General features: G+C 66.9%; 16 protein-coding genes and 1 pseudogene. 12 read left to right on the top strand and 5 right to left on the bottom strand.

The features are described from left to right. Positions 1–15: 15 nt before the first annotated feature. Together C1930_RS12710 and C1930_RS12715 are read right to left on the bottom strand one after the other, a co-directional pair. Positions 16–558, bottom strand: coding sequence for a GNAT family N-acetyltransferase (locus C1930_RS12710; protein ID WP_108771906.1), 543 nt, complete (start codon positions 556–558; stop codon positions 16–18). Between the two features lie 120 nt (positions 559–678). Next, complete coding sequence (locus C1930_RS12715; protein WP_108756622.1) at positions 679–1,518, bottom strand: glycine zipper 2TM domain-containing protein; 840 nt, start codon at positions 1,516–1,518, stop codon at positions 679–681. Positions 1,519–1,681: 163 nt separating this feature from the next. On the opposite strand from C1930_RS12715, the gene C1930_RS12720 reads away from it, so the two are divergent. After that, positions 1,682–1,897 (top strand): DUF6116 family protein, encoded by a 216-nt coding sequence (locus tag C1930_RS12720; RefSeq protein ID WP_108750061.1) that lies wholly within the window; start codon positions 1,682–1,684, stop codon positions 1,895–1,897. Then, positions 1,894–2,667, top strand: coding sequence for a TatD family hydrolase (locus tag C1930_RS12725; protein ID WP_108756623.1), 774 nt, complete (start codon positions 1,894–1,896; stop codon positions 2,665–2,667). Before C1930_RS12720 ends, C1930_RS12725 begins: the two co-directional genes overlap by 4 nt. 33 nt (positions 2,668–2,700) lie before the next feature. Here C1930_RS12725 and C1930_RS12730 read toward each other — a convergent pair whose 3' ends face one another. Further along, on the bottom strand, positions 2,701–3,516 hold the full coding sequence (locus C1930_RS12730) for a tRNA threonylcarbamoyladenosine dehydratase (protein ID WP_108756624.1): 816 nt from the start codon (positions 3,514–3,516) through the stop codon (positions 2,701–2,703). Between the two features lie 79 nt (positions 3,517–3,595). Here C1930_RS12730 and C1930_RS12735 point away from each other — a divergent pair, with 79 nt between their 5' ends. Both C1930_RS12735 and C1930_RS12740 read left to right on the top strand, forming a co-directional pair. Continuing rightward, positions 3,596–4,030 (top strand): hypothetical protein, encoded by a 435-nt coding sequence (locus tag C1930_RS12735; RefSeq protein WP_108771907.1) that lies wholly within the window; start codon positions 3,596–3,598, stop codon positions 4,028–4,030. Positions 4,031–4,158: 128 nt separating this feature from the next. Beyond that, entirely contained in the window at positions 4,159–4,653 is a 495-nt protein-coding gene (locus C1930_RS12740) for a glycine zipper 2TM domain-containing protein (RefSeq protein WP_108750065.1), read from the top strand. A gap of 72 nt (positions 4,654–4,725) precedes the next feature. Here the strand turns inward: C1930_RS12740 and C1930_RS12745 are convergent, their stop codons facing one another. Continuing rightward, complete coding sequence (locus C1930_RS12745) at positions 4,726–4,935, bottom strand: cold-shock protein (protein ID WP_065197592.1); 210 nt, start codon at positions 4,933–4,935, stop codon at positions 4,726–4,728. A 237-nt stretch (positions 4,936–5,172) separates the two neighbouring features. On the opposite strand from C1930_RS12745, the gene C1930_RS12750 reads away from it, so the two are divergent. From C1930_RS12750 to arsC, 3 genes are all read left to right on the top strand, one after another. Next, positions 5,173–5,658 (top strand): DUF456 domain-containing protein, encoded by a 486-nt coding sequence (locus C1930_RS12750; protein ID WP_108756626.1) that lies wholly within the window; start codon positions 5,173–5,175, stop codon positions 5,656–5,658. A gap of 120 nt (positions 5,659–5,778) precedes the next feature. Next, positions 5,779–6,933, top strand: coding sequence for a phospholipase A (locus C1930_RS12755; RefSeq protein ID WP_108756627.1), 1,155 nt, complete (start codon positions 5,779–5,781; stop codon positions 6,931–6,933). Continuing rightward, positions 6,933–7,274 (top strand): arsenate reductase (glutaredoxin), encoded by a 342-nt coding sequence (gene arsC / locus C1930_RS12760; RefSeq protein WP_108756628.1) that lies wholly within the window; start codon positions 6,933–6,935, stop codon positions 7,272–7,274. The genes C1930_RS12755 and arsC overlap by 1 nt, the downstream gene beginning before the upstream one ends. 358 nt (positions 7,275–7,632) lie before the next feature. On the opposite strand, the gene C1930_RS12765 is transcribed toward arsC, so the two are convergent. Beyond that, positions 7,633–9,150, bottom strand: coding sequence for a fumarate hydratase (locus C1930_RS12765; RefSeq protein WP_108753578.1), 1,518 nt, complete (start codon positions 9,148–9,150; stop codon positions 7,633–7,635). Positions 9,151–9,308: 158 nt separating this feature from the next. On the opposite strand from C1930_RS12765, the gene C1930_RS12770 reads away from it, so the two are divergent. The 5 genes and pseudogenes from C1930_RS12770 to C1930_RS12790 all read left to right on the top strand — a co-directional run bounded on the left by C1930_RS12770 (position 9,309) and on the right by C1930_RS12790 (position 14,174). Further along, on the top strand, positions 9,309–10,205 hold the full coding sequence (locus C1930_RS12770; RefSeq protein WP_108771908.1) for an RNA polymerase sigma-70 factor: 897 nt from the start codon (positions 9,309–9,311) through the stop codon (positions 10,203–10,205). A 36-nt stretch (positions 10,206–10,241) separates the two neighbouring features. Beyond that, entirely contained in the window at positions 10,242–10,691 is a 450-nt protein-coding gene (locus tag C1930_RS12775) for a carboxymuconolactone decarboxylase family protein (protein ID WP_108772596.1), read from the top strand. Positions 10,692–11,100: 409 nt separating this feature from the next. Beyond that, a pseudogene (locus C1930_RS20655) lies at positions 11,101–11,286 on the top strand (hypothetical protein); the annotation flags it as partial. A gap of 154 nt (positions 11,287–11,440) precedes the next feature. Continuing rightward, positions 11,441–13,294, top strand: a complete 1,854-nt coding sequence (locus tag C1930_RS12785; protein ID WP_108757756.1) for an ABC transporter ATP-binding protein — start codon at positions 11,441–11,443, stop codon at positions 13,292–13,294. A gap of 100 nt (positions 13,295–13,394) precedes the next feature. Then, on the top strand, positions 13,395–14,174 hold the full coding sequence (locus tag C1930_RS12790) for a ferredoxin--NADP reductase (RefSeq protein ID WP_108753581.1): 780 nt from the start codon (positions 13,395–13,397) through the stop codon (positions 14,172–14,174). Positions 14,175–14,233: the final 59 nt, after the last annotated feature.

The raw sequence follows: 14,233 nt of genomic DNA on the forward strand, positions 1-14,233 counted from the left end.
CAGGCCGTCACACAATCAGCGCGGGCGCTGCTGCCACTGCGCGCGCGACTGCCCCCAGATCTGCAGCGGCGCGCCCTGGTAGGGCGGCGGCAACTGGCCCATGCGCAGCAGCTGGCTGCCCAGCTTGCGCGCCACGGCCCTGGATTTTTCGTTGTCCTCGGCAATGGTATGGATCACTTCCTGCCAGTCCTGCGTAGCGAAGGCCCAATCGATGGCCGCCACCGCCGCTTCCGGCGCATAGCCCTGGCCCCAACTGGCGCGGCGGACGCTCCAGCCCACCTCCGGGCCGGGCCAGCCCAGCGGCTGCCAGGGGCCCATGCGGCCGACCCACTCACCGCTGGCTTTTTCGATCACGCTGAACATCGAGTACCCGAACAACTGCCAGGCACCGGCCAGGCTGCAGAAACTGCGCCAGGCCACCGACGGTGGCTGCACCCCGCCCAGGCTGCGCATCGTTTCTTCATCGGCACAGAACGCCAGGTAAGGTTCCAGGTCCTGCGCCTGCGGCGGACGCAGGATCAGCCGCTCGGTTTCGATGCGCAGATCGAAGATGCTCATTCCGGTTCCTCTGCCAGACCATGGCCGGACATCATCGTCGATACCGGCCCGGAATCCAGACCCGCAAACGAAACAGGCCGGCAAATGCCGGCCTGTCCGATTCCCATTGCGCTGCGTGCGTTACTGGCGGTTGGCCGCCGTATCGCCCGCTGCCGCGGTCTGGGTGACCAGCTGGCCGTCGACCACCGGCAGGCGATCGCTGGCCGGCTTGTTGTCCAGGCGCACGGTCTTTTCGGCACCGTCGTAGCGGTAGGTCACGTTGTACCCCTTCACCACGTCGTTGGTGCCCATGGCGATGCGGTTGCCCGGCTTGCTGGCCATGCGCATGGTGCCGGTGGTGCCGTCTTCGTTGCGGTAGGTCACGTTGTAGCCGGTCACGCGGCTGGATTCGGAGGTGGCCGTTTCGGTGTGGCACTGGCGCTCGGTGCGGTTCACCACGCGGCCGCCCACGTGGCGCTTGTCCACCTGGTTGCCGATGAAGCCACCGGCCACGGCACCGGCAGCGGTAGCGGCCTTCTTGCCGTTGCCGCCACCGACCTGGTTGCCCAGCAGGCCACCGACCACGGCGCCGACCACGGTGCCACCGACGTTGCCATCACGCTCGGGCAGGCGCTCCTGCACAACAACGTCCTGGCAGACTTCGTGCGGGGTCTGGGTGGTGGAGGTCTCGCGCACCGCATCGGTACCGATGACCGTGGCGTAGGCCTTCTGCTTTTCAGTGATCGGATCGACCTTCAGCACATCGGCGTATTCCAGCCCGCGCGGCGCGCTCGGGTCGAGCGTATCGGTGCGCGCACCGTCATCGGCGGTGCTGCCGTCGGCCAGGCGGGATTCGGCCGAGGGCTGGGCCGAACCGGCCACATCGGCCGACGAGCCACTCTTCATGAAGGCGGCGGTAGCGATACCACCGACCAGCAGTGCGCCTGCTGCGACCAGGACCGTTGTAGTTGTGCTTTTCATGACCTGCTCCCTGCGGACGATCCGCAACGTTCTTGGGACAGATTGCAGCATGGTCCGCCTGAACGGAATCTCCACATTTCCTGCTCACGGCCGTAACCCATTCAGCATCTGGAAATGCTGTGCCCGTGGTAGCGTTTGCACATTCCCCGCATGGACTTCCACCATGGCCAACCCGATGCTGCTGCCGGTTCTGCAATGGGCACGCCGGCTGCGCTACCCCACCCTGTTCAAGCTGACCGCCGGTCTGTTTGCCATCACCTTCTTCATCCCGGACCCGATTCCGTTCGTGGATGAGCTGCTGCTGGGCCTGGGCACGCTGCTGCTGGCCAACTGGAAGCAGCGCGGCGCGGCCGTGCCACCGCCGTTGCAGCAGGGTTGAGCGTGCTGATCGACAGCCATTGCCACCTGGATGCCAGCGAATTCGACCCCGACCGCGATGCGGTGATCGCCCGCGCCCAGGCGGCCGGGGTGCAGGCCCAGGTGGTGCCGGCGGTTACTGCGGCCAGCTGGCCGAAGCTGCGACAGGTCTGCCAGCAGGCGCCGGGGCTGTACCCGGCGTACGGCCTGCACCCGATGTTCCTGGCCGAGCACCGGCCAGAGCATCTGCAGCAGCTGCGCGACTGGATCGAGCGCGAGCGCCCATGTGCCATCGGCGAATGCGGCCTGGATTTCTTCGTGGGCGATCTGGATATGCAGGCCCAGCAGGACTATTTCCTGGGCCAGTTGCAGCTGGCGCGGGAATTCGACCTGCCGGTGATCGTGCACGCGCGCAAGGCAGTGGATGCGGTGATCGCCGCGATACGCCGCATCGGCGGGCTGCGCGGGGTGGTGCACAGCTATTCCGGCAGCCCCGAACAGGCCGTGCAGCTGCACAAGCAGGGCTTTCTGCTGGGCCTGGGCGGGCCGCTGACCCATGAGCGCGCCCAGCGCCTGCACCGTCTGGTGCGCGACATGCCGCTGGAACAGCTGCTGCTGGAAACCGATGCACCCGACCAGCCCGATGCCGGCATTCGCGGCCAGCGCAACGAGCCGGCGCGGCTGGCAGTGATTGCCCGCCACGTGGCCGCGCTGCGCGGGATAGCGGTAGAGGCGGTGGCCCAGGCGACCGCCGACAACGCCCGGCGGCTGTTCAATCTGCCCGCAGTCTGACGCGTCGCCGGGCATGGCCCGGCGCTACCGGTCCTACGCGGCGTCCGCTTCGGCTTTCACCTTCTTCGGCTCCAGCAGCATCTCCAGCGCCTTGCCCACTGCTGCGAAGGCGAAGGCTCCGGTGATGTGCGTGGCCGCACCCAGGCCGGCACCGCAATCCAGCTTCAGCGCCGCATCGGCACCCAGGTTCGGGCGCAGGCCACAGACGCTGCCATCGGCCTGCGGGTACTTCACGTTTTCCAGCGAATACACCGCCGGCACACCGAAGTAGCGCTTGGCGTTCTTGGGGAAGTTGAACTCGCTGCGCAGCTTCTTGCGGATCAGCGCCAGCATGGCGTCATGTTCGGTGCGCGAGACATCGCGGATGCGCACCAGGGTGGGATCGGTGCGGCCACCGGCTGCGCCCACGGTCAACAGCGGCAGCTTGCGGCGGCGGCACCAGGCAATGGTTTCCACCTTCACCCGGAAGCTGTCGCAGGCGTCGATGACCAGATCGAAGCTGCGGTCCAGCAGTTCGGCCATGTTGCCGGTGGTCAGGAACGCCTCCACCGCATCCACCTGGATCTGCGGATTGATGGCACGGCAGCGCTCGGCCATCGCCACCGACTTGTTGCGCCCGTAGTTGCCTTCCATGGCGGGCAACTGGCGGTTGGTGTTGGACACGCAGATATCGTCGGCATCGATCAGGGTCAGGTGCCCCACCGCCGAACGCGCCAGCGCTTCGACCACCCACGAGCCGACGCCGCCCATGCCCACCACCGCCACGCGGCTGCCCTGCAGGCGCTCGAGCGCACCCACGCCATACAGCCGTTCAATGCCGGCGAAGCGTTCTTTGACCTGTTCGTTCATGCGGCTATTTTAACGTGCAGGCGGCGGTCGCCACAGCGCGCCGCAACCGAACCCACCGTTGCATGCCCGGAGTGCCCGCATGACTGCCAGCCCCTCCCCCGGCCATACCACGGCCTACCGCTATCTGTTCGTGCTGGCCCTTGGCCTGCTGATCGGTCTGGTGGCCACGGTGATGGTAGGCCGTGCCCTGCAGGCCCGTCGCGATCCGTTTCCCGACAGCCTGATGCAGGTGATGCAGCGGCAGTCGCAACTGCTGCAGCAGGCCCAGCAGCAGAACCGCTGCAGCCTGGCCGACAGCGTGCCGCGCCTGCAGGCGTTGCGCCTGCTGTCCAACGACCTGGACCTGGCCTTCCCGCAACTGCAGCACGACCGCCGCTTCCAGGCCCATGCCAGTGCCTACCGGGGCAGGCTCAACGACGCGCTGGCCGCGCCGCCCGCCGACTGCACAGCACTGGCAACACTGGTGCAGGCCGTGCAGGACGATTGCCGCGCCTGCCACCAGGATTTCCGCTGATTCATCTTCCAGCCGGAATGCGCTGTCGCGGTTGGCACCTTGTTCACGTGTGAAAGCGGACGATTCCAGCCACCCCGCTGCATGACGCAGTACCACCCGCACCCGCTTTCACGGCCAGGAGACGCCCCATGAAGATCCAGCTCATCGCTGCCGCCACCATCGCCACCCTCGCGCTGGCCGGCTGCGCCACCTCGCCCGGTTACGGCGGCGGTGGTTACAACAATGGCTACAACAACGGCGGCTACGGCAACAACTCCGGCTACAACCAGGGCCGTTGCGCGGACTGCGGCATCGTCACCCGCATCAACACCGTGGCCTCGGGCCGCACCGCACCTGCCGCCACCGGCGCGATCCTGGGCGGCCTGGTCGGCGCCGTTGCCGGCCATGAGATTTCCGACCACACCGGCGGCAGCCGCGGCAACAAGAACATCGCCGCCGCCGCTGGCGCGGTGGGTGGCGCGCTGGCCGGCAACCAGATCCAGAAGAACGTGACCAGCGATACCTACGACATCACCGTGCGCATGGATGATGGCCGCACCGTGGTGGTGAACCAGCGCGACCTGGCCGGCATCCGCGAAAACACCTACGTGCGCGTGGTCAACGGCCGGGTGATCCTGCGCTGACCTCCCCGGGCCACTGGCAAAGAAAAAGGCCCGCTTGCGCGGGCCTTTTTCGTTCAACGCGATGCGTTCCGGTCAGACCGGCTGCACGGCATCGGCCTGCAGGCCCTTCTGGCCCTGCACAACGGTGAAGGTGACCTTCTGGCCTTCCTTCAGGCTCTTGAAGCCCTGGGTCTGGATGGCACGGAAGTGCACGAACACATCTTCGCCGTTTTCACGGCTGATGAAGCCGAAGCCCTTCGCATCGTTGAACCACTTGACGGTACCGCTCTCGCGATCAGACATCTCACTAACTCCCTGGTGACTCTCTCTTGTTGTTGGATACGCCTGGTTGGGCGGCTGACAAGCAAGGGGGAAGCGAGGTGCAACGATGCAGCGGATCGGTGAGATCTTGCTTCATCAGGCCACGATCCACGGTGACCTTGCCAAGCTCAGCGACTGCAACTTAACCCGACCAAAACGAAAAAGCAACTGGCAAAATCTTTCACTGTCAACCCCAAAAAGCCAACCATACGGAACAGCATGGACCTCTCATTCATCTTGTATCTGCTAGCGGTCATTTCTGTCCTGGTCGGCCTGGCCGGCATCGTGCTGCCGGCCCTTCCGGGGGTGCCGCTGGTGTTCCTGGGCCTGCTGCTGGCTGCCTGGGCTGACGGTTTCGCGCATGTGGGCTGGCCCACCCTGGTGATCCTGGCCGTGTTGACCGTGCTGTCGCTGCTGGTCGACGTGTTGGCCACGGTGGTGGGTGCGCAACGGGTCGGCGCCAGCCGCAAGGCGCTGTGGGGCACCTTCGTGGGCAGCATCGTGGGCCTGTTCTTCATGCCCATCGGCCTGTTCGCCGGGCCGCTGGTGGGCGCCCTGCTGGGCGAGTACTGGCACAGCCGCGAGCTGGGCCGCTCCACCAAGGTGGGCCTGGCCACCTGGCTGGGCATCCTGCTGGGGCTGGCACTGAAGCTGGCGCTGGTCATCGCCATGCTGGGGCTGTTCGCCTTTGCGTGGTTCTTCTGACGCCCCCGTCTTCACACCCCACGCACGCCGGTGCCGGGCATAAACCGAAGGGGCTGGCCGCAGGTGCGGGCAGCCGCCACACTGTGCATCCACCGTATTCATTTTGAAGGGCCTGCTGCAATGACCCTCCCCGCTCTGCTCCCCCGCCTTGCTCCGCTGGCGCTGGCCCTGGCCGCCGCACCCGTGGCCGCGCAGGAGATCGTGCCGACCGCCACCACCACACCGGCCGGTTGCGCGGCCATCGACACCGACGCCGCCCGCCTGGCCTGCTACGACCGGCTGTTCGGCCGCAGTGCCGAGGCCACCGCCGCCGCCGATGCGGCCGCCCAGCAGGCCGCACAGACGCTGCGCGAACAACGCCGCGCCGCACGCCTGAGCCAGGGTGAAGAGAACCTGCGCGCCCGCGTGGGTGACATCTTCCGCCCTGCCCCGGATGACAGCGCGCTGGCCAACGCCGGCCGTGGCTCGCTGCTGGACAGCCGCTGGGAACTGGCCGAAGACTCCAAGCTGGGCCCGTTCCAGCTGCGCGCCTATAAGCCGGTGTACCTGCTGCCCGCGTTCTGGACCAGCGACAAGAACCAGATGCCGCAGTCGCCGAACCCGGCCAACAGCGTGACCACGCCGCAGGTGCTGGACAGCACCGAGCTGAAGTTCCAGATCAGCTTCAAGACCAAGATCGCCGAGAACCTGTTCGGCGACAACGGCGATATCTGGGCCGGCTACACCCAGAGCTCCCGCTGGCAGGCCTACAACGCCGAGAATTCCCGCCCCTTCCGCGAAACGAACTACGAGCCGGAAGTGATGATGGTGTTCCGCAACGGCTATTCGATTGGCGGCTGGCGCGGGCGCATGACCGGCATCAGCCTGAACCACCAGTCCAACGGCCGCGCCGACCCGCTGTCGCGCAGCTGGAACCGGGTGATGCTCAACATCGGCCTGGACCGCGAGAACTGGGCGCTGGTACTGCGGCCCTGGTACCGCATTCCGGAAACGCGCAGCGACGACAACAACCCGGACATCGAAGACTACATGGGCCGTGGCGATGCCACGCTGATCTGGAACCGCAACGGCCACGAGGTCTCGCTGATGGCACGCCATTCGCTGCGCACCGGCGACCGCTCGCACGGCGCGCTGCAGCTCGATTACGGCTTCCCGATCAGCAACCTGCTGCGCGGCCACGTGCAGATCTTCGACGGCTACGGCGAAAGCCTGATCGACTACAACCACAAGGCCACCTACGTGGGCGTTGGCGTGTCGCTGCTGGAGTGGTTCTGATGACCGTGACGATCTGGCACAACCCGGCGTGCAGCAATTCGCGCGGGGCCCTGGCCTTGATCCGCGAGGCCGGCATCGAACCGGTGGTGGTCGATTACCTGGGCACCCCGCCTGACATCGCGACCCTGCGTGCGGTGCTGGCCGAATCCGGCCTGAGCGCCGCTGAGCTGGTGCGCAGCAAGGAGGCGCAGTTCGCCGAACTGGGCCTGGCCGATGCGGATGACGCCGCGCTGTTGGCCGCGATGGCCGAACACCCGCGCCTGATCAATCGACCGGTGGTGCGCACGCCCAAGGGCACGCGGCTGTGCCGACCGCCGGAAACCGTGCTGGAGCTGCTGTAAGCCACCCGCCTTGGTAGAGTCGACTGTCAGTCGACTGCTGTTCGCCCAGGCCACGAAAATCCCGCGCTACGCGCGGCCACCCGCCCCGGTAGAGCCGAGCCATGCTCGGCTGGCCCTGCGCTTGGCCCTGGGGTCAGAGCCCCTTCGGGGATCTGACCACGGGACCGCCACCGGTCGATCAAACCCGCTCGGTAGAGTCGACTGTCAGTCGACTGCCCTTCGCGCAGGCCACGAAAACCCCGCGCTGCGCGCGATAGTCGACTGACAGTCGACTCTACCCCGTCGTGTCGCGGGCGATCATGGCCCGCCAACGAAAAACGGCGCCCTGCGGCGCCGTTTTCCGTAATCCCGTTGCGGATTACTCCACCACCACCGGAATCTTGCCGATGCGGGCCTGCCATTCGCGCGGGCCGGTCTTGTGCACCGATTCGCCGGTGGAATCGACCGCCACGGTCACCGGCATGTCCTGCACGGTGAATTCGTAGATCGCTTCCATGCCCAGATCGGCGAAGCCGACCACCTTGGCCGCCTTGATCGCCTTGGACACCAGGTAGGCCGAACCACCGACGGCCATCAGGTAGGCCGACTTGTGCTTCTTGATCGCCTCGATGGCGGCCGGGCCGCGCTCGGCCTTGCCGACCATGCCCAGCAGGCCGGTCTGGGCGAGCACCTGTTCGGTGAACTTGTCCATGCGGGTGGCGGTGGTCGGGCCGGCCGGGCCCACCACTTCATCGCGCACCGGATCGACCGGGCCCACGTAGTAGATGAAGCGACCCTTCAGGTCGACCGGCAGTTCCTCACCCTTGTTGAGCATGTCGACCATGCGCTTGTGCGCGGCGTCGCGGCCGGTCAGCAGCTTGCCGTTGAGCAGCAGGGTCTGGCCCGGCTTCCAGTTGGCCACGTCTTCGGGGGTGATCGTGTCCAGGTCCACGCGGGTGCCCTTGGACGCGTCGTAGGTCAGCTTCGGCCAGTCTTCCAGCGACGGCGGGTCCAGCATCACCGGGCCGCTGCCATCCAGGGTGAAGTGCGCATGGCGGGTGGCCGCGCAGTTCGGGATCATCGCCACCGGCAGGTTGGCCGCGTGGGTCGGGTAATCGTTGATCTTGATGTCCAGCACGGTGGTCAGGCCGCCCAGGCCCTGCGCGCCGATGCCCAGCGCATTGACTTTTTCGTACAATTCCAGGCGCAGCTCTTCGATGCGGTTGGATGCACCACGGGCCTGCAGCTCGGTGATGTCGATCGGCTCCATCAGCGCTTCCTTGGCCAGCAGCATCGCCTTTTCGGCGGTGCCGCCAATGCCGATGCCGAGCATGCCCGGCGGGCACCAGCCAGCGCCCATGGTCGGCACGGTCTTCAGCACCCAGTCGACGATGGAGTCGGACGGGTTGAGCATGGCGAACTTGGTCTTGGCTTCCGAACCACCGCCCTTGGCGGCCACGATCACATCGACCGTGTTGCCCGGCACCACCTTCACGTTCACCACGCCCGGGGTGTTGTCCTTGGTGTTGATGCGCTTGCCGGCCGGATCGGCCAGCACCGAGGCGCGCAGCTTGTTGTCCGGGTGCAGATAGGCGCGGCGCACGCCTTCATTGGCCATGTCTTCCACGCCCATGGTGGCGTCGTCCCAACGCACGTCCATGCCGATTTCCAGGAACACGGTGACGATGCCGGTGTCCTGGCAGATCGGACGGTGGCCTTCGGCGCACATCCGCGAATTGATCAGGATCTGGGCCATCGCTTCCTTCGCGGCCGGCGACTCTTCGCGCTCGTAGGCAGCGGCGAGGTTCTTGATGTAGTCGACCGGGTGGTAGTACGAGATGTACTGCAGCGCGTCGGCGATGGACTGGATGAGGTCTTCCTGCTTGATCGATGTCACGGCTTGCTCGCTTGCTCAAGGCTGGCGGGGGTAATCCGCCCATTTTACCCCCTCCGCCGACTGCGCGTAGATTCGCAGGGGCAGATCCCTTTCCGCGGGAAAGGGCTCTGACCCCGCCCCCTTGTCACGCCCCCGTCCTCTCTGGCGTCCTTGCCAACATGAACGCTGAATCGACCTTCCAGACCCACCGCCCGCGCCTGATGGCGCTGGCCTACCGCCTGCTGGGCAGCCGCGCCGACGCCGAGGATGTCGTCCAGGACGCCTGGCTGCGCTGGTCCGGCGCCGACCCGGCCAGCGTGCGCGATGCCGAGGCGTGGCTGGTGACCGCCACCACGCGACTGGGCCTGGACCGCCTGCGCGCGGCCCGGCGCGAGCGCGCGCACTACGTGGGCCCGTGGCTGGCCGAACCGCTCGCGATCAGCCTCGAGCCCGACCCGGCCCCTGGCCCGGCGCAACGCCACGCGCTGGCCGACGATGTGTCGGTGGCCTTCCTGACCCTGCTGGAACAGTTGGGACCGGAAGAGCGCGCCGCGTTCCTGCTGAAGGAAGTGTTCGACCACGACTATGCCGAGATCGCCGAGCTGATCGGCCACAGCCAGGCCAACTGCCGCCAGCTGGTGCATCGGGCCCGGCAGCGTCTGCAGGCCGGGCGCCCGCGCTTCAACGCCGATGCCAGCCAGCACCGCAAACTGCTGGCGCGCTTCATGCACGCCACCCAGCAGGGCGACAGCCAGGCCGTGCAGGCCCTGCTGCATGCCAACGCGCGCCTGGTCTCCGATGGCGGCGGCGTGGTCACCGCCGCGATCCGGCCGCTGCTGGGCGCCGAGCGCATCGGCCGGCTGTTCTGGGCCATTGCCCAGCGCGGCCTGGGCCACACCGCGCAGCTGGGCTATGTAAACGGCGAACCGGCGATCCTGCGCTTCGATGGTCAACGCCTGCATTCGGTCACCACGGTGCAGGTGGTGGACGGGCGCATCGCCGAGGTCTACAGCGTGCTGAACCCGGAAAAATTGTCGGCGGTTGTCACGGCGGCGGACGCGGCGGCGTCCTGGTAGTGAAAGGCGGCCATCGTGGCCGCCGTGGAGCCGAACATGTCCGACCACGCCTCTCCCCGCGTTCCCTACACCCGCCTGGCCGCCGAGGCCTTCAAGGGCCTGCTGGCCACCAGCAAGGCGGTGCATGACAGCTCGATCGACCCGACGTTGATGGAACTGGTGTTCCTGCGCGTTTCCCAGCTCAACGGCTGTGGCTACTGCATGGACATGCACGGCACCGCGCTGCGCAAGGGCGGCATCGAGCCGCGCAAGCTGGACACCCTGCCCGCGTGGCACGAAAGCCGCTTCTTCGATGCCCGCGAACGCGCGGCGCTGGGCTGGGCCGAGGCGCTGACCCGGCTGACCGACGGTGCGCCGTCGCAGGAGGCGTTCGACGCGCTGGCGCCGCACTTCGACGACAAGGGCATCAGCGACCTGAGCATGGGCATCGCGGTGATCAATGCCTGGAACCGGCTGGGCGCCGGCCTGCTGCCGCCGCTGCCGTAAGGGGGTTGCCTGGCCGGGCTGCGCCCGGCACCCGCAGAGGCAACGGCCAGAGCAAGAGCAACGTCAACAGCTGGGGCTCTGTGGGATGGCGGGGCGGGTCAGGTCGCAGGGGACGCTGCACGTACGTCCATGTAAGCTCGGTCGCCGCATCCATGCGGCTCACGCCCCTGCGACCTGGCCCGCCCCGCCGTCGACAGATGTCCCGCTGCTGTTGGTAGGTGTCGACCTTGGTCGACACGATGGGTCCACCTCATGCGTGGATGTGAGGGCTCAGATGGGGTCGGATCCCCTCGCATGGCGAAGGGCTCTGACCCCGAGGTGCGGTGGCGGGGTCAGAGCCCTTTGCGCTGCAAAGGGATCTGACCCCATCTGACCCCATCTGCACGCCGTGCGCGCGCACAATGGCGGCATGCCTGCTGCCAACGAAAAGAAACCCAGCCTGCGCCAGCGCTTCAAGGCCATGCGCAACCTGCCGCCGTTCCTGCGCCAGGTATGGCAGACCAGCCCGGCATTGACCCTGGCCAGCCTTGGCCTGCGCATCATCCGCGCCCTGCTGCCGGTGGCGATGCTGTACGTGGGCAAGCTGATCATCGATCGTGGATGTGAGAGCTCAGATGGGGTCGGATCCCTTCGCATGGCGAAGGGCTCTGACCCCGAGGTGCGGTGGCGGGGTCAGAGCCCTTTGCGCTGCAAAGGGATCTGACCCCATCTGACCCCATCTGCACGCCGTGCGCGCGCACAATGGCGGCATGCCTGCTGCCAACGAAAAGAAACCCAGCCTGCGCCAGCGCTTCAAGGCCATGCGCAACCTGCCGCCGTTCCTGCGCCAGGTATGGCAGACCAGCCCGGCATTGACCCTGGCCAGCCTTGGCCTGCGCATCATCCGCGCCCTGCTGCCGGTGGCGATGCTGTACGTGGGCAAGCTGATCATCGATACCGCCCTGCACCTGAGCCAGCACGGTGCCGGCTTCCCGCCGTTGAACGAAGCGCTGTCCAGCGGCCTGTTGAACCCGCTGCTGGGATTGCTGGCGCTGGAATTCGGCCTGGCCATCGCCTCGGACCTGCTGGGGCGGCTGGTCAGCTACGCCGACGCGCTGCTGTCGGAACTGTTCGCCAACGCCACCAGCGTGCGCTTGATGGAACATGCCGCCACGCTGGACCTGGAAGACTTCGAAGACCCCGACCTGCAGGACAAACTGGACCGCGCCCGGCGCCAGACCATGGGCCGGATGAACCTGATGAGCCAGTTGTTCGGCCAGGTGCAGGATGCGATCACCGTGGTCAGCCTGGCCGTGGGCCTGCTGGTCTACGCGCCGTGGCTGATCGTGCTGCTGGCGCTGGCCCTGGTGCCCGCCTTCATCGGTGAATCGCACTTCAACGCGGCCGGCTACAGCCTCAACTTCCTGTGGACGCCCGAGCGCCGCCAGCTGGACTACCTGCGCCAGCTCGGCGCCAGCGTGGAAACGGCCAAGGAAGTAAAGATCTTCAACCTGCACCGTTTCCTGGTGGAGCGCTACCGACGGCTGTCGGCGGCGCTGTTCCTGGCCAACCGTTCGCTGGCGCGGCGCCGCGCGTTCTGGGGCACGCTGCTGGCGGCGCTGGGCACGCTGGGCTACTACACCGCCTACGCCTACATCGCCTGGCGCACCGTGCGCGGGGATTTCAGCATCGGTGACCTGACCTTCCTGGCCGGCAGTTTCCTGCGCCTGCGCCAGCTGCTGGAAGGACTGCTGATCGGGTTCTCGCAGGTGGCCAGCCAGGCGCTGTACCTGGACGATCTGTATTCGTTCTTCCAGATCCAGCCGGAAATCCATTCGCACGACAACGCCGTGGCCGTGCCGCGCCCGATCCAGCAGGGATTCGTGTTCGAGAACGTGGGCTTCCGCTACCCCGATGCCGAGCAGTGGGCCGTACGCCACCTGGACTTCCAGCTGCACGCCGGCGAAGTACTGGCCCTGGTGGGCGAGAACGGCGCCGGCAAGACCACCCTGGTAAAGCTGCTGGCACGCCTGTACGAGCCGGATGAAGGCCGCATCCTGCTGGACGGGCGCGACCTGCGCGACTACGACCTGGACGACCTGCGCGCCAACCTGGGCGTGATCTTCCAGGATTTCGTGCGCTACAACCTGACCGCCGCCGAGAACATCGGCGTGGGCCAGGTGGAGGCCATGGCCGACCAGGCGCGCATTGCAGATGCGGCACGCCGCGGCATGGCCGAAGAGGTGATCGATGCCCTGCCCGGTGGCTACGAACAGCTGATCGGGCGGCGCTTCAAGCAGGGCGTGGACCTGTCCGGGGGGCAGTGGCAGAAGATCGCCATCGCCCGCGCATGGATGCGCGATGCGCAGGTGATGATCCTGGACGAGCCCACCGCGGCACTGGATGCCCGCGCCGAGTTCGAAGTGTTCCAGCGCTTCCGCGAGCTGGCCGAGCAGCGCACCGCGGTGCTTATTTCGCACCGTTTCTCTTCGGTGCGCATGGCCGATCGCATCCTGGTGCTGGCCGAAGGTCGGCTGGAGGCCAGCGGCACCCACGCCGAACTGATGGCCCAGGGCGGGCGCTATGCCGAGCTGTTCGAACTGCAGGCGGCGGGCTATCGCTGAACCGTGCCGGCGGCCTGAGAACGCCTCTCGTTCCGGCCAATGAGAACTTCTCTCATTTGGGGTAGAATGGAGGGGACGAAACCATGCCCCGACTACCCCCATGTCTTCTGCTTTCGGCGCCGAAACGGTGCTTGAGGTCCGCCACTGGACCGACGCCTACTTCAGCTTCACCCTGACCCGCGACAGCGGTTTCCGTTTCGAGAACGGCCAGTTCGTGATGATCGGCCTGGAAACCGAGGCGCGGCCGCTGCTGCGCGCCTATTCCATCGCCAGCGCGAACTGGGAAGAGCATCTGGAGTTCTTCAGCATCAAGGTGCAGGACGGCCCGCTGACCTCACGCCTGCAGCACATCAAGCCGGGCGACAAGGTGCTGGTTGGCAAGAAGCCCACCGGCACCCTGCTGATCAGCGACCTGCACCCGGGCAAGAACCTGTACCTGCTGGGCACCGGCACCGGCATGGCGCCGTGGCTGTCAGTCATCAAGGACCCGGAAACCTACGAGCGCTTCGACAAGGTGATCCTGTGCCACGGCGTGCGCTACGAAAAGGACCTGGCCTACCGCGATTACTTCGAAAAGGAACTGCGTGAGCACGAGTTCCTGGGCGAAATGATCGGCGACAAGCTGCTGTACTACCCGGCCGTGACCCGCGAACCGTTCGCCAACCAGGGCCGCCTGACCTCGCTGATGGAAAGCGGCGAGATGCAGCGCACCCTGGGCCTGCCGGAACTGAACCCGGAAAACGACCGCGCGATGATCTGCGGCAGCCCGCAGATGCTGGCCGACCTGCGCGCAGTGCTCGATGCACGCGGCTTCCAGGTCTCGCCGCGCATCGGCCAGCCGGGCCACTACGTGTTCGAGCGCGCGTTCGTCGAAAAGTAAGTCCTGCCCTGCCCTGCCCCTTGCGTGGACGCTGCCTTCCCGGCATCGTCTGCGCTGCA

The sequence above is a fragment of the Stenotrophomonas sp. SAU14A_NAIMI4_8 genome (genome assembly GCF_003086695.1).
Lineage (GTDB): Bacteria > Pseudomonadota > Gammaproteobacteria > Xanthomonadales > Xanthomonadaceae > Stenotrophomonas.